Here is a 15,761-nt window from a genome sequence, read left to right as displayed (position 1 = left end):
TGCGTACAATAGAAAATGAAAGGTGTGAAAAATATGGTAAATAAAAATGTGGAAGATTATCTCCAAGAAGGCATTTACGGCCAAAAGCAAAACAAACCAGAAGAACGTAATATGTATTTAACTACATTACGTGAGCGTGTGGAAATCGCTTTAACAATCGGTCAAGTAATGCAAAGTAATGTATACTCTGAAGTAGCGGGTAGCATGCGCTCTTCTCAATCATTACAACTCCTCCTAAATGGTGGCATTGCTTACCCACATTTATCAAAATACATTAAATTAGCAAACGAAAAAAATGTTCCTTTTACAATTGTTCAAAATAAAGATACAAAAACACCAATCGGTTTAGTATTAACTCATGCTACTGCTATAGATAAAGAACAAATTTATGTAGAAGATACTATTTTCAAACAAGAAATGAAGTAAAAGTTACACTTAATTAAATAGTTACTAGAAGCGTAAAAAACGAGTATGGAATCGTAAACATTTCCTACTCGTTTTTTAGTGCAAGTTTTAAGTTTTTCCACTTTATTTTTTAATACATACTAATTTCATTTCTGTCATTTCTTCTATTGCATATTTAATTCCTTCGCGTCCCGTGCCACTTTCTTTCACACCACCATAAGGCATATGATCTACTCTGAACGTTGGAATATCATTAATCATGACACCACCAACCTCTAGCTCATCAATTGCACGCATTGCTTTAAATAAATTATTTGTAAATACTCCTGCCTGTAAGCCGTAACGCGAATTATTTACTTGCCCAATCGCTTCATCAAATTCTTTAAATGTATTTACTGTCATGAGTGGACCGAATACTTCTTGGCACTGCACAGATACATGATCTGGAACATTTGTTAATACAGTCGGTTCAAAAATTCTTGCATCCCGCTTCTTACCACCGCATAAAACAGTTGCTCCTTCCTTAATTGCTTCTTGAACCCACATATCAATTCGCTCTACATCTCTTTTTGAAATTAAAGCTGATACATCCGTTTCCTCAAGCAGTGGATCACCAACAACAACTGATTCCATCGCTTTCTTTAGCTTCGAAAGAAATTCATGCATTTTCGTTTCATGTACAAAAACACGTTGTACTGAAATACAAACTTGCCCATTATTAACAAATGCTCCCCATTTTACACGCTCAATTATTTCATCTGTTAACTCTACATCTTCATCAATGATAACAGCAGCATTTGAGCCTAGTTCTAACGTAACTCGTTTTAGCCCAGCCTTTTGTTTTATTCCGATTCCAACTTTTGGACTTCCGGTAAAAGTAATAGAAGCAACGTAATCATTTTTGACGATTGCCTCACCAACCGTGGAGCCAGGGCCAGAAATGATATTTAAAGCTCCATTTGGCAATCCTGCCTCTTCAAATAACTCAACTAATGCATAAGATGATAATGGCGTTTGATCAGCTGGCTTTAATACAACTGTATTTCCGGCAGCGATTGCTGGTCCAACTTTATGCGCTACTAAATTTAATGGGAAATTAAATGGTGTAATAGCCCCTATAACCCCAATCGGCTTTCGGATTGTATATGCAATACGCCCATCTGCACCAGGTGCGGCGTCTAATGGCAATGTCTCACCATATATACGCTTCGCTTCTTCAGCTGCAAATTTGTATGTTTGAACAGTACGATCTACTTCTCCCCTTGCAGCACGTATTGGTTTTGCAGCTTCTTTTGCAATAATCTCTGCAAATTCTTCTCTTCTTTCATCCATTTTTTGTGCAACTTTCTCTAAAATAGTCGCACGATCATATGCAGATAATGTATTCATTTTTGTCATTGCATTTTTTGCAGCGGTAACAGCCTCTTTTACATCTTCTTCCGTGCCTTGTGCAATTTCCGCTAATGTTTCTTCAGAATATGGTGCGTATAATGGTTTATACGTGTTTACAGATTTCCAATCTCCATTTATATATAAATGCTTTTTCATACTTCTGCTCCTTCCAAATATATGTATACAACAATACTTCACCTAGTGAAAGGTTTGACTTATGTCATTGTATCATAGCCCTTATCCCTCAAAAAACATTATGCTCAAAAAAACTCTGCTATATAGCAGAGTTTACGAGCTAATTTGCTCTTGTAACGAAATTTGTTTTTCATCTTCTAAAATAACAATCGATTCTACTATCTTTGTAACTTCTAATCTTTTTATATAATGTCCATCTAATTCTTTCACACAAAACTTATAATTTTCAATTTCAATGGAATCCTCTTCAGCAATCTCTATATTCTTCGTTAAAATCCAACCACCGATTGTATCAACACCATCATCATCAATCCCTAAACCAAATAACGTATTCACTTCACTAACAAGTACTTTTCCCTCTAGTATCGTCTTCGTTTCACTAACTTGTTGAATTTCTGGCTGCTCATCCGTATCAAACTCATCCTGAATATCTCCAACAATTTCTTCCAGAATATCTTCAACAGTAACAAGTCCAGATGTTCCACCATATTCATCTATCAATATAGCAATATGTGTTCTTTCTTTTTGCATTTTCAAAAACAAATCATGAATTGGAATAGAATCGATAACTAAAATAATTGGTCTCATATATTGCTCTACTGTCTTCTTATTAACAGCTTTATGTTGTACAAATTCAGTAAAAATATCTTTAAAATTCACAAAACCTATTACGTGGTCTTTGTCGCCATCAACAACTGGATACCTTGTATATTTTTCACGAGACATTTTTTGCAAAGCTTCTTCAGCAGGCATCTCTTTACTTATAATATTCATTTCAGTTCGAGGTACCATTATTTCTTTTGCAATCCGATCATCAAATTCAAAAATTTTATTCACATATTTATATTCAGATTGATTAATCTCACCATTTCTATAACTTTCTGAAACTAACAACCGTAATTCTTCTTCTGAATGAACCTCATCATGCCCCTTCGGCGGTTTCAGCCCTAGCAGCTTCGTAATGATTCGAGCTGAACCATTTAATAGCCAAATGAATGGGAATGCAATACGATAAAAGAAAATTAACGGTTTAGAAACAAGCAAACTCACTTGTTCAGACTTTTGAATTGCAAATGTTTTTGGGGCCAATTCCCCTATTACAACATGTAAAAAAGTAATTAACAAAAATACTAAAATTACAGCAAAAATGTCTGCTAGTTGAGTAGAGATATTCCAATTTGCAAAAAGCGTATCAAACATTTGCTTTAACGCAGGTTTACCAAACCACCCAATTCCTAAAGCTGTAACAGTAATTCCTAGCTGACAAGCAGATAAATATTCGTCTAAGTTTGTAATGACTGTTTTGACCGATGTTGCACGATTATTTCCTTCTGCAATTAAATAGTCAATTCGTGAACTTCTCACTTTAACAATTGCAAATTCTGCTGCAACGAAAAATGCCGTTAAGGCAATTAAAACAATCACTATACTTATACTATATATGTCCAAATACTTTTCCTTACTTACTTTGTAAGCAAGGAAGCCACCTCCTACTTAATTTTATTCAAGTGAAGTAAGCATTCTAATACTCTAACAAAATTCTACATTAGCAACCACCTTTTTATATATTATATGCATACATAAAAAAGATATTTATCATTATGATAATCTAATTCATTTACACTCGTCAAATTATTCTAAATGTTACGATAAGACATTTTTATTTAAAAGAACTATTCTCCTCAACTCAATTTCGTGAAAAAACACTTTCTTTGCCGATTCCACACTTCTTTTGTCGCACTAGAAGGGAACTTACTTCATAGCTCGAAATCATTCAACAGGATATATATAGGAGGGATTATTTTGGAATATAAAACACCATTTATCGCAAAGAAATTAGGTGTTAGCCCAAAGGCTGTTGTCCGGATCGCGCAACAATTAAATCTTACGATAGAGAAAAACAAATATGGCCACTTTATTTTCACACAAGAGGATGTCGATCAAATGTTAGAACACCATCGATTTCAAATAGAGCAATCTCAAAATTCTCAATCTACTCAAAAGGCTTCCTCAAATGAAGTTGAGGAATTAAAAACTCAAGTTAATACAATTGTTCAAAACATATCATCGAATGATTTTGAGCAATTAGCTAATCAATTAAACACTATTACGAGAAGACTTGATCGAATGGAAGAACAAATGCAAGATAAGGCAAATGATGTCGTCACGTACCAACTTTTACAACACCGTCGTGAAATGGAGGAAATGTTAGAGCGAATTCAAAAGTTAGAAGCTGCCCTAACGAAAGAAGAACCCATTTATATTACTCCGGATTCAAAACCAACATATGAACGAGAAAAGAAACCGAAGCGCCGCAAAATGATTTTTAGTATATTTGGATTATAATTTTTAGACCCTTATTAAAATAATAAGGGTCTTTTTTAATGAAGAGTTATATCCTATACAAATATTATTCTCTTTATTATACATATTCACTTCGCTTTATTTCGTTAACATAATATTTTTACTGTATTCTGTAATTAATGCCTGTGCATGAGCATTCCCTTGAATCACATCACGAAATTCTTTTAAAGAATACAAATGCGTAACCCCTTTTCGAGCATGAATTCTTACTGGTACACCTTGTAAAGTATCATGAAACTGAAAAGGATTATCTATTGGTTCAATTGGAAAACCAAGTGTAAGTAAATACATATACATTCTTTTTGTTACTGCTGCAATGTACCATTCAGCTTTTGTTTCTAACGCATGTATAAATAAAATAGCTGTTAGCCTTTTGAAATGTCCTCTTCCACGAGACGTTTTCGAAATACTTAACTTGCCTATTTCATATACATTCTTCAAATCTTTTACTAAATCATTTTTAGAAAACGGATAGAAAAACTCAGAATTTGATTGTTCAGGTACCGTATACTTAATACATTCTACTGTACCAATAGGATGTTCATCTTCTATTAATAAAAATCGTGATGGATTTAAATTACGTTCTACGAACATTAAGTTTCTTTCTTCACAAAAATCTCCCCATAGTTGCTCGAACCCAAAATGTTCTTCCTTTGTTTGAACACGCTGGAACATATTTAACCGCCTTTCCCATCGCCGCTCTGTTTTTTGATAACGCTTTCACTATCTATCATATAAGAACAAATCTTCGTATGCAACTAAAAATATTTATGACTTATTATATTCTGCAAAATGAATTAGATTCCAATTTAATCGACTTTTATCCCGCGCTCACATTCCTTTTAATAACACATTTGTAGCACTTTTCAAATCTCAATTACACTACGTTTCTTTCCATACAGCATATAATTCTTCTTAATCTAAAGAAATCCTTTATGAAAAAGGATTTCTTTTACTTCTTAATGCTTTTTAGCCATTTTTCAAAAATTTGTACCATCCCATGTTTTCCAGCTAATTTCTCTTCCCCTTGTTTCGTCTTATATGGATATAACTGCAAGAAAACACCGCATCCAGACTCAATTTTTTTACTATGCATATGGCTTCCTGGATATACACAAATGACTTCATAAATTGACCTTCGATAATAGACTCGCTTTCCATCCCGTTCTTCTACATACTTTATAGACCAGTACTTATACATTTGCTCAGTTGCTTTCGTATTTCCGACGTGCTGAAAAATATTGTACATTGGACTATACTTCACTTCAATAATAATAGAAGATTTATATACGTATTTCCCATCTTCTTTTACATAACAGTCTAAGCGAATATCTGGCTTCTTCGTATCCTCACCATTGTAAAAATTACTACCTTTACTTAATGCAATAAGAGGATGTGTTTCAATTAAGTCATTAAATGCGACATGCACCTTTATATCATCTCGTTCTAAAACTACTGTCGTTCCATCTTGTAATCCATCTACATAAAAATGTTCTTGTATTTGTTCACGGATGGAGTTTCTAGCCTCAAAACCAATTTGCTCTAAAAGTGAAATAACGATAAAAAAAGCGTAATATTCATACACTAAAAACGTTGGCTTATAAACAAATAATAATGATGGAGATTGATCCGTATATTGCGGGAGTACTTCTAAATGATGTAGTAATTGTTGATGTGGTATCGGTAAATCATGTAAGTTCATGTTACTTGTTTCAGTAACTTCCCTCCAAAATGAAGAGTGCATTAACATTTGAAAGTATTGTACATTTTCATGCACAATATGCGCCAATATTTTATATTCTTGTATTTTCATTGAGCTCTTTCGTAAATCGGCTTCTTTTAGTAAATGTATATTTTTATATTTTTGCTTCTCTCTATCGGTTACTGATCCATTACGCTCAATTGTTTGTATAATCGTTTTTACAGCTTGAAACTCTTCTGATTTTTTCTTTTTTTCTCTTTCTAAGATTTCAATTGTTTGACGTAAAAAACTTTTAGCTTCAATTAAATAATGATAAAATTGCATCGCTTTATATTTAAGAAATGCATTTTCCTTACTATTTTTTTGTTCCATAAACTTACGATTATAATGTTTGGCATAAGGTTTTCGTTCTGCCACTATAGTTCCTTTTCTTGTTGGCTTTCGCTCTTTTCCTTCCCATTTATATTCATTTATAAAAGTTGAGCTTGATTCTATTTTCTTAAAGATTTGCTTTATCATTTTCATTTTTTGCGGTAACTTTCTAAGTAACACTAAATAAGAAGAATCCTCAATATCGCTAAGTGCAGAGAAGGTCTTTTTATAGTAACCTCTATCCAAAATCAACTCATTTAAAATTGACTTCACATAGTCTTGAATCATTTCAAATTGATCATCAAAAAAGTTTTTCGGTACGATTTGAAATGCGCCATAATACGTTGTATCTTCTATACGCACTTCAAAATGGTATAGACCACAGCGCCATGGATAAAAGAATTCTGTTTTCCCATGTTCATATATTAATACTCTTTGTTTTTTTTCATTTATTTCATATTGAGCCTCTTTTATATTTTTCTGTCCCTCATATACTTTATTCCATATAAAAGTAATATTCATTGGGATTTCATAATTGTACTGTAATCTTATTGGTTTTAATTCTTGTACTTTATAAATACATTGAACTAATGCTGTAGTAGATGTACAAAGACGATTTAATAAAATATAATCTCCTTTCCCTTCATTTCCAATGATTAACTTTAATACAAAAGGGAGCGTTTCATTCGTATCAACGATTTTTGTTTCATAACGCCCTTCATTTTGCATATCCATACAACTCCAGTTCTCTACGTTTTTCTCGTATATATGCTAAAGAGTGTTCAAATGTAGATACTCTGTTTGCAAGTGTAGATTGCAAAAGAGGTACTAAGGTCGCCCCCCTTTTTGCTTCTTCAGAAAGTAAAGGCCCAACCATCATTTCGGTCCCTCTGATTTTCGTCAATACACGCTGCTTTATTTGTAAATCAAACCCCTCTTCTCTACTAATCATATAGGTATGGTTATTTTGAAACGGTATGTTTTGCAAATAAGTCGCAATTGCATTTGCACATCGGAAAGAAATTCCCTTAGACGCGTCATGTGATGACAATACGACATGCAACTTATCTAATAGCTCTAATTCTTCTTCAGAAAACACTTCAATCATCGCTTTATTTCTCATCCAATTTATCCGAAATTCTCCCGCCGTTACTTTCAAAGGTGGATGTAATACGACTTTCCCCTGTTCCATGCCCATCTCACAAAACGGAATTTTCTGTAACGTTATTAGGTTCGTTCGGTCTAATAATCGATCAGAGAGCTCTTTCGTTGTTTCATCAAAATTTACAGTACCTACAAATATAATATTTTCTCCAATTTCAATTGTTGATGGAATTGAATTCTCTATGTCCTGTACACCCTCATACAAGTTTAAAATACGATTTTTTGTTTCAAGTTCAAGAACAGATAGAAACGGAGTAAACCAATGCTCAATATGAGACATGTTCATTTCATCAAAAACGATTATATACAGTTGATTTGGATTTTCTTTCGCCTTCATTAACGTCCTAACTAACTTCGCTTCAGATTCAATAAAAGTACCATTTGGATGAAGGTAACCAAGTAAATCATGTGGTTCTTGATACGATGGCGAAATTGGAATCCAAACCAACTCTTCCCCATACTGTAACCCTAATGCTTCTGCATAAGTTTGCACAAAACGTGATTTTCCAACGCCCGGTATACCACCAAGAATCGTTAACATATTTGTTTTTACACTTATATGGAAATTATAAATATCCGTTTCATCCAAATATAACCCTTTATTATGCACCATACTTTGTACATACTGTAAAAAGGACGATTCACGCTCATCCCATTCCCATTCATCTTTTTGTATTTTTATATCCTCTACTTCAACTAGCTTACCTTCTTCATGCATTCGTTTTTTTAATTGCTCATACACATAATCACTTACAAAATATAATTGATCTTCTACCGCTATTTCTACATACTTCGTCCAGTCACTGCAGTTTATATATTTACATTCACGTTTCTGTTCAAAATAGGCGATTGAGCTAATTGATGACCTTAGGGATATGTTTCCGTACAGTCTTCCATCGTGCCACAATAATTCAGGAGGCTCAAAGTCTTTCGGAAATTTTGGCATAAGAAATGATAAATAACCGTTGCTAAGTTTTCGCTCTAAAGATTCTCTTTTTTTATGATTTGTAACTTTAGGTGCCGGAATCATTTTATAGCTGCTTGCTATTTCTTTCGGTTCTTCTGTACATATTAACTCCACGTATACATTTCCTCTTTCATAATAAAGACGAAACATTACTAATTGCTTTTCTAATTTCCTCTTCTTTAATTCCGAAAAGATTTTTTCATTCTTTTTATTGCTACATAACCCTTCAAATACATATGGTTCATTTATAAATTGTTCCTGTAAAGTGAATGGTATTGGCGATAAGCATTGTACAAAAAAATTCTCTCCACTCTTCTCTTTCTCAGCTTTTGTAAATTTCCCTAAAAATCTCATATAGTACATTCGTTTTATAAAACTTGGCTGAAGAGCTTTATGTAATTTCACCTTAGTCACCTTCTTTTTTCATACTATTCTTAGTGTATGAAAGAAACGAAAAACTAGAAATAAAAAACCTGACGTTATCCGCCAGGTTCAAAATAAAAACTTATATTAATGAGAAGGAAATGCTTTTTTCTCTTGTAAAATTGCATTATGAGCAATTTTCATTTTCGCAAGTACGTAACGTAATCGATCTTCAGCGTTTTCATCTTTACTTATTTGTAATTCCGCCAAATTTTCAACAGAACTTGCTAAATTTTCAATGACTCCTCTTAGTTCAGGATGATGATTAAAAAAAGATTCTTGCACTAATACTTTCCTTAACTCACTAGCTAAATCAATTATTCTAGACAACTGTTCTTTTTCTTCCATTCTCATCCCTCCTGAATATCTTATGTAGTAAATATTCTCTAAACAAAGAAAAAAGCCCTTTAAATGAAAAGGACTTTTTACATTTTTATATTTCCAGTTAATAACATATATATGGATGTGATAGCCGCAACAATAATTGCCCACATCACATACTTCTCTGCACCTACAAAGCAACGGTTCCCTTGTTCTTTTCTTGCAAACGTGTAAACAATAATTCCAATTCCATACACAATTGAAACGAGTAGTAAATTCTTTAAACCAGCTGCATAAAGAAGCCATACAGAGTAAATAGAAGCAATTAAAGCTAACGCTCCGTTTTTTAATTTAGCGTCTTTTAACTCGTTTGTAATGACTAATTTAAATTGGAATAACGCTGATAATAAATATGGTAATAAAATTGATGTTGATGCAATGAAATACATAATTTGATATGTTGATTCCGAAAACAAAACGATGATAAATATAATTTGGGCAACACCATTTGAAATCCATAATGCCATGTGCGGTGTTTGCTTCTTATTTGTTTTCGTAAAGACTTTCGGAAATACGCCATCTTTTCCTGCTACATGAGAAATTTCAGAAACAAGTAAAAACCAGCCAATTAATGTACCGACAAGTGAAGCAACTAATCCGATGTTAATCGCAACTGCACCCCATGGACCAACAACGTGCTCTAATACATGTCCCATTGACGGAGTTTCTAACACAGAAAGTTCGCCTCTTGTCATAGCTCCCATTGACAGGACAGAAATTAAAATATAAATGGACATTACTAAAATAAGTCCCAATACTGTTGCCTTACCAACATCTCGACTATTCTTCGCTCTTCCAGATAATACAACCGCTCCTTCAACTCCAATGAAAACCCAAAGTGTTACAAGCATTGTATTTTTCACTTGACCAAGTATAGCGGAAAGTGAAATCGTTCCTTCTCCCCAAAAATCATGTGTAAATGTGTCCCAGCGAAAGGCTGTTACCATTACAACAATAAATAAAACGATTGGAACTAACTTCCCTATTGTTGCGATCACATTCATAATAGAAGCTTCACGGATTCCAAATAAAATTAAAAAATGAAGTGTCCATAATAAAAGTGATGCCCCAACGATAGACGCAACATTATTTCCTCCTTTGAAAATTGGAAAGAAATAACCTAATGTACTAAACAGTAACATAATTGTTGCGACATTACCTAAGATTCCTGCTAGCCAATATCCCCAAGCACTATTAAATCCAATATATTCACCGAAACCAGCACGTGCATAACTATAAATTCCACCTTCAAGTTCCGGTTTTTGTCTTGCTAACGTTTGATATACGAGCGCAAGTGGAATCATTCCCATCGCTGTAATACACCAGCCAATTATTATTGCACCACTGTTTGCTCCTACTGCTAAATCATGCGGTAAACTAAAAACACCGCCACCAACCATTGTTCCAACTACTAATGCGATTAATGGAAAAAATCCTAACTTCTTTTCTATTTGTACCACCCCATCTGTCATTCTAGGTGTTATGTTCGTTCAACTATTAAAGTCACCTTTTTCTCTAATAGACGTTTCTCTTATATTTTTTCAGGAAAACATTACTTATTCTAAAAGAAAATGAGCAAAAATGGAATACTTTTTTGAAAAAATGTATAAGTATGCACAAAAAAACCGCTCATTTTGTAATGAACGGTCATTTCAAACATATAAATTTGTATATTTCTTGTAAATTTAACGAAGTAACTTCTCTTTTTGTAAAAATTGTTTTGCGACTTCTTCACTACTTTTACCATTTACGTTAACTTCATAATTCATTTTTCGCATTTCTTCATCTGTAATCTTTCCAGATAATTTATTTAATACCTTTTCAAGTTCAGGATATTTCTGTAACGTTTCTTTTCTTAATAATGGTGCTCCTTGATAAGGTGGGAATAACCCTTTATCATCTTTCAGCACTTTCAGTCCGTATTGCTCCAATTCACTATCTGTTGAATATGCATCAATTACGTTAACATCTCCAGATTCAATTGCGCTATAACGCAGCTTCGGCTCCATGGTTTTAACATTCGAGAACTTATAGTTATATAATTTTTGCATTCCTTTATAACCATCTTCACGATCAGCAAATTCCAATGTAAATCCTACTTTGGCTTCCTGCGCAACATTCCCTAAATCAGAAATTGTATTTATATTCTTTTGATCTGCTATTTTTTTCGGCATAGCTAGTGCATATGTATTGTTATACTCCATTGGCTTCAACATAATCATATTATATTTCTTTTCCATTCCAATGCGAGCCTGCTCATATACTTCATCACGATTTGTACTCTTTGGTTCTTCTTTCACGAAAGTAGATAAAGCTGTTCCTGAAAATTCTGGGTATATATCTACTTCCCCTGATTTCAACGCTTCAAATACAAATGCTGTTTTTCCAAGACCTGGTTTTAATTGTACGTGTAAATCTGTATCTTGTTCAATAAGCTGCTTATACATTTGAATTAAAATTTCAGGTTCTGATCCAAGTTTGCCCGCAATAACAATATCTTTCTTTTCTGTACTCCAAAGAAATGGAGAAGCAATCATTATACAAACAATACATATCGTCAATATAACACGCTTAGAAGAGCGTTTCGGTCGTTCAAGTATGCGAAGTACTATATCAAAGAATAAAGCGAGTAACGCGGCTGGTACGGCCCCTAAAATGATAAGTGCATGATCATTTCGATCTATACCTAATAGTATAAGCTTACCGAGCCCACCAGCACCAATGAGAGCTGCTAATGTAGCCGTTCCAACAATTAATACCATCGCTGTACGAATACCAGCCATAATGATAGGCAATGCAAGAGGAAGTTCTACCTTCCACAATCTTCTCCAACTATTCATCCCCATAGCTTTTGCGGCTTCTATTAGAGATTCATCTAATTCCCTTATTCCTGTATATGTATTTCGTAAAATAGGTAATAGTGCATACACAACTAATGCGATAATCGCTGGAAGTTTTCCGATTCCTACTAATGGAATTAATAGTCCGAGTAATGCAAGTGATGGCACTGTCTGCATTACTGCAGAAGTTCCTATTATAAATTCAGCCATTCGTTCTTTTCTTGTTAATAATATGCCAAGTGGCACCGCTATAATTACTGCAAAAAATAATGAAATAAGCGATATTTGTAAATGCTCACTTAATGCAGTTAGTAATTCTATTTTTCGTTCTTGGAACGTTTGTATAAAATTAGTCACTGTTTAGCCTCTTTCCTTCATTTGTTCAACAATGTAATTGACAATATGACGACTTGTTAACGTTCCAATATATTGACCGTTTTTTTCAACTGGAACGACCTCCTCATCACGCACACGAACTAACGCTTCTTGTAAAGAAGAATGTAATGATAGCGCCTGCCCTTCTAATTGCACACTTTGATCGAGCGGCAATACATCTGCTATACTTTTCCCCTCATACCAAGTTCGCCCACGATTTCCAATGAATTCCTCTACAAATTCATTTTTCGGATTATGTATAATTCCTTCTGGTGTATCTAGTTGAACAACTTTTCCTTCTTTCATAATACAAATGCGATCTCCAAGTGATAATGCTTCTTGCATATCATGTGTTACGAATACGATTGTTTTTTGAATCTTTTTTTGCAACTGTACAATATCCTTCTGAAGCTGTTCCCTACTTAATGGATCTAACGCACTAAATGGTTCATCCATAAGAACGATTTTCGGGTTTGCAGCTAATGCTCGCACGACACCGACACGTTGTTTTTGTCCTCCTGACAATTCATCAGGCATACGATTTCGATAAATATCCGGATCTAATCCAACCATATGTAACAATTCATCGACGCGTGCTTTAATTTCTTTTTTGCTCCATTGCCTCATTTCAGGAACAACTGCAATATTTTCAGCAATTGTCATATGAGGAAACAAAGCAATCTGTTGCAACACGTATCCTATATCCCAACGTAATTCGTTTATATTATATTGTTGAATATCTTTTCCATCGATTAAAATCGATCCTTCAGTCGTTTCGATTAAACGATTAATCATCTTCATTGTCGTTGTTTTCCCGCATCCACTCGGACCGATGAGAACAAAAAATTCTCCCTTTTTAATTTCTAAATGCAATGAATCCACTGCTTTCGTGCCATCTTCATACGATTTTGACACATGATTAAATTGAATCACAAATACAACTCCTTTAATGTTGTTTCCTTTATTTTGATGGAATATGGCATTCATTTCAAATGATACGCTTTTAAATAAAAAAAGAGCTCACATTTGAGCTCTAACGGTCGAACAATATTGTTTTCATAATAGCAGCATATTCGCGAACATACATTTTTCTCTTAGAACGAATTGGTGTTTCAGCAGCTAGTGCCTCCATCTTCATGCCTAAACGCTTTGCAATTATTTTCGTTCGATATAAATGATACGTATTACTTACAACTACCGCATGTTTCACATTATATAAATCCATACTAAACTTTAAGTTTTCATACGTATTTGTAGATTGATCTTCTATTAAAATACGACTCTCATCTATACCGTGTACCATTAAATAGTTTCTCATGCTGTGAGCTTCCGGTATATCTTCATCTTCTCCTTGACCACCTGAAACAATTACTTTCGCTTCAGGATGGGAAAATAAATACTCCAACGCTACATCCAAACGATTTTGAAGAGATAAAGACGGTCTATCTCCAAATAACTTTGCACCCAGTATAAGAACGTACGGAGAGTGATAGCTCAACTTTTCACGAGCAACTTTGTTCATTCTAAACGTCATATAAATGATGTATAGTGGCGGTAATAATAAAATGATAAGAAAGATCCATTTGTTCATAAATAAGTTTGCACTCCCTTTCTTTTTATTATACAGAAAAAGAAAGGGCGGCAGAAGTGTTTTTTTAAACGATTGATTTATTAGAAACATTCGCCGCTACTTTACGTTGTGATAGTACATAATAAATAGCGATTCCTAATGAGAAGATCAATATGCAGCTTAATACGTAAAACGGAAGCATTACTCCGGCTTTAGATACACCCGCTGTAAACAGCATTAATAATACAATTCGTATTCCAGTACCAATTAGGCGAAATAAGCTGTCTACACGTCCCATTACTTCGTTTGGAATTTCCTCCATCATCAATACATTTCTCGCCACTCTTGTACCCGCATTTCCAACTGCTTGAAAAATTGCAAGTCCATATAAGAAAATTACGGAAGGTTCAATAATCATTGCGGTAATTGAAATTACATAAATGAACATCGTCATAACGATTGAAACTTCTGTTTTGATATATTTCATTATGAGTGGAATACAGATTCCTGCAACAACCGCTCCAACACCGTACATCGTGCCCTCTATTATGTATACAGAGGCATTGGCTTTTAGTAAACTGCTCTCGTTATTAATTATTCCGTTTTATATTAAAAACCATTCCAGTGCTTCAAGAACTGGAATGGTTTTTAATTATGTAACTTGAGCGAAATAAAAAGTTTATCTCCGTCTAAATACAAGTTATACACACATACATTGATCGTATAAAAGTATATAGTACCCTAATATTATGTAAAAGGTGGCGAAGTGTATAATGAAAGATTTTGGTTTCGAAAAAGAACGCATTATTCGTAAATATGGTGAATGGACTGCATATGATATTAAATTAACTGAAACTCTATATACAAAGGATATTCGACAACCCAATCCTCCATTAAAAAAAATTGTGACAATGATTCAAGATATCACACAATGTGATTTTAAAAACCTTCGAATTTTAGATTTAGCTTGTTTAGAGGGTCATTATGCCATTGAATTTGCTTTGCAAGGAGCAACCGTTGTAGGAATTGAAGGAAGAGAATCAAACATACAAAAAGCTATATTCGCTAAAGATACATTAAATTTAGCAAATGTAACCTTTTATCAAGATGATGTAAGAAATTTAAGTGCTGAAAAATATGGTCAATTTGATATCGTTTTATGCTCTGGTATTTTATACCATTTAGACAGTTCAGACGTATTTCCTTTTTTAGAAAAATTGTATGAAGTATGCAAAAGATTTGTAATAATTGATACCCATATTGCATACACCTCTAATATATCAGTATTCTATAAAAATTATGAATATAAGGGACACACAATACCAGAACATCCTGCCAATTCATCATTAGAAGAACGTTTACAATCAAAGTGGGCATCATTAGATAACATTACTAGTTTTTGGATGACAAAACCTTCTCTATATAATTTCTTAACGCGAACAGGCTTCTCTTCTATAAATGAATCCAGAAGTTTAGTCCAAGGAGATAGAATTACTGTTGTAGCTTTTAAGAAATATCCTATAGAAATTAAAAGCTCACCTGAAACAGAAAAATACATTGAACCTGACTATTTAGAATATTAACTATTACACTTTTTAGTTCTTTATCCTA

General features: G+C 33.6%; 13 protein-coding genes and 1 pseudogene. 3 read left to right on the top strand and 11 right to left on the bottom strand.

Annotation, left to right across the window (positions count from 1 at the left end; genetic code table 11):
- Positions 1 to 33 precede the first annotated feature (33 nt).
- Positions 34 to 426 (top strand): YueI family protein, encoded by a 393-nt coding sequence (locus ACTFP3_RS07670; RefSeq protein WP_000247558.1) that lies wholly within the window; start codon positions 34 to 36, stop codon positions 424 to 426.
- Positions 427 to 528: 102 nt separating this feature from the next.
- Here ACTFP3_RS07670 and ACTFP3_RS07665 read toward each other — a convergent pair whose 3' ends face one another.
- Both ACTFP3_RS07665 and ACTFP3_RS07660 read right to left on the bottom strand, forming a co-directional pair.
- Positions 529 to 1,953, bottom strand: a complete 1,425-nt coding sequence (locus ACTFP3_RS07665) for an aldehyde dehydrogenase family protein (RefSeq protein ID WP_000716460.1) — start codon at positions 1,951 to 1,953, stop codon at positions 529 to 531.
- Between the two features lie 132 nt (positions 1,954 to 2,085).
- A complete protein-coding gene (locus tag ACTFP3_RS07660; RefSeq protein ID WP_000356250.1) occupies positions 2,086 to 3,441 on the bottom strand; it encodes a hemolysin family protein in 1,356 nt (451 codons plus the stop codon).
- A 354-nt stretch (positions 3,442 to 3,795) separates the two neighbouring features.
- On the opposite strand from ACTFP3_RS07660, the gene racA reads away from it, so the two are divergent.
- On the top strand, positions 3,796 to 4,338 hold the full coding sequence (racA, locus tag ACTFP3_RS07655) for a chromosome-anchoring protein RacA (RefSeq protein ID WP_000456023.1): 543 nt from the start codon (positions 3,796 to 3,798) through the stop codon (positions 4,336 to 4,338).
- Between the two features lie 96 nt (positions 4,339 to 4,434).
- On the opposite strand, the gene ACTFP3_RS07650 is transcribed toward racA, so the two are convergent.
- From ACTFP3_RS07650 to ACTFP3_RS07610, 9 genes and pseudogenes are all read right to left on the bottom strand, one after another.
- Positions 4,435 to 5,031 (bottom strand): hypothetical protein, encoded by a 597-nt coding sequence (locus ACTFP3_RS07650; RefSeq protein WP_000487796.1) that lies wholly within the window; start codon positions 5,029 to 5,031, stop codon positions 4,435 to 4,437.
- A 277-nt stretch (positions 5,032 to 5,308) separates the two neighbouring features.
- Positions 5,309 to 7,159 carry a hypothetical protein gene (locus ACTFP3_RS07645; protein ID WP_440010004.1) on the bottom strand — a complete coding sequence of 617 codons (1,851 nt, stop codon included), beginning with the start codon at positions 7,157 to 7,159 and terminating at the stop codon, positions 5,309 to 5,311.
- Positions 7,149 to 8,966, bottom strand: a complete 1,818-nt coding sequence (locus ACTFP3_RS07640) for an AAA family ATPase (RefSeq protein WP_440009889.1) — start codon at positions 8,964 to 8,966, stop codon at positions 7,149 to 7,151. The genes ACTFP3_RS07645 and ACTFP3_RS07640 overlap by 11 nt, the downstream gene beginning before the upstream one ends.
- Positions 8,967 to 9,071: 105 nt before the next feature.
- The gene (locus ACTFP3_RS07635) at positions 9,072 to 9,332 is read right to left on the bottom strand and encodes a hypothetical protein (protein WP_000391445.1); all 261 of its coding nucleotides are present in this window, start codon (positions 9,330 to 9,332) and stop codon (positions 9,072 to 9,074) included.
- Between the two features lie 77 nt (positions 9,333 to 9,409).
- Entirely contained in the window at positions 9,410 to 10,837 is a 1,428-nt protein-coding gene (locus tag ACTFP3_RS07630; protein WP_000129444.1) for a basic amino acid/polyamine antiporter, read from the bottom strand.
- Positions 10,838 to 11,050: 213 nt separating this feature from the next.
- Entirely contained in the window at positions 11,051 to 12,562 is a 1,512-nt protein-coding gene (locus tag ACTFP3_RS07625) for an ABC transporter permease/substrate-binding protein (RefSeq protein WP_000181014.1), read from the bottom strand.
- Positions 12,563 to 12,565: 3 nt separating this feature from the next.
- Positions 12,566 to 13,513: an ABC transporter ATP-binding protein gene (locus tag ACTFP3_RS07620; protein WP_000614085.1), complete on the bottom strand. Its 948-nt coding sequence runs from the start codon at positions 13,511 to 13,513 to the stop codon at positions 12,566 to 12,568.
- 100 nt (positions 13,514 to 13,613) lie between these two features.
- Complete coding sequence (locus ACTFP3_RS07615) at positions 13,614 to 14,171, bottom strand: YdcF family protein (RefSeq protein ID WP_001045713.1); 558 nt, start codon at positions 14,169 to 14,171, stop codon at positions 13,614 to 13,616.
- A gap of 64 nt (positions 14,172 to 14,235) precedes the next feature.
- A pseudogene (locus tag ACTFP3_RS07610) lies at positions 14,236 to 14,733 on the bottom strand (MFS transporter); the annotation flags it as partial.
- A 190-nt stretch (positions 14,734 to 14,923) separates the two neighbouring features.
- Between ACTFP3_RS07610 and ACTFP3_RS07605 the strand changes: the two are divergent.
- Positions 14,924 to 15,733, top strand: coding sequence for a class I SAM-dependent methyltransferase (locus ACTFP3_RS07605; protein WP_000651190.1), 810 nt, complete (start codon positions 14,924 to 14,926; stop codon positions 15,731 to 15,733).
- Positions 15,734 to 15,761 lie beyond the last annotated feature (28 nt).

The sequence above is a fragment of the Bacillus cereus group sp. MYBK5-2 genome (genome assembly GCF_051915685.1).
Taxonomy (GTDB): Bacteria; Bacillota; Bacilli; order Bacillales; family Bacillaceae_G; genus Bacillus_A; species Bacillus_A cereus.
This window is presented reverse-complemented; position numbering and strand designations above follow the sequence as displayed.

Bases quoted from the DNA above. Each gene is read 5' to 3' on its own strand.
- ACTFP3_RS07645 (WP_440010004.1), bottom strand. From the start codon at position 7,159: ATGCAAAATGAAGGGCGTTATGAAACAAAAATCGTTGATACGAATGAA.
- ACTFP3_RS07615 (WP_001045713.1), bottom strand. From the start codon at position 14,171: ATGAACAAATGGATCTTTCTTATCATTTTATTATTACCGCCACTATAC.
- ACTFP3_RS07630 (WP_000129444.1), bottom strand. From the start codon at position 10,837: ATGACAGATGGGGTGGTACAAATAGAAAAGAAGTTAGGATTTTTTCCA.
- ACTFP3_RS07670 (WP_000247558.1), top strand. From the start codon at position 34: ATGGTAAATAAAAATGTGGAAGATTATCTCCAAGAAGGCATTTACGGC.
- ACTFP3_RS07635 (WP_000391445.1), bottom strand. From the start codon at position 9,332: ATGGAAGAAAAAGAACAGTTGTCTAGAATAATTGATTTAGCTAGTGAG.
- ACTFP3_RS07665 (WP_000716460.1), bottom strand. From the start codon at position 1,953: ATGAAAAAGCATTTATATATAAATGGAGATTGGAAATCTGTAAACACG.
- ACTFP3_RS07650 (WP_000487796.1), bottom strand. From the start codon at position 5,031: ATGTTCCAGCGTGTTCAAACAAAGGAAGAACATTTTGGGTTCGAGCAA.
- ACTFP3_RS07605 (WP_000651190.1), top strand. From the start codon at position 14,924: ATGAAAGATTTTGGTTTCGAAAAAGAACGCATTATTCGTAAATATGGT.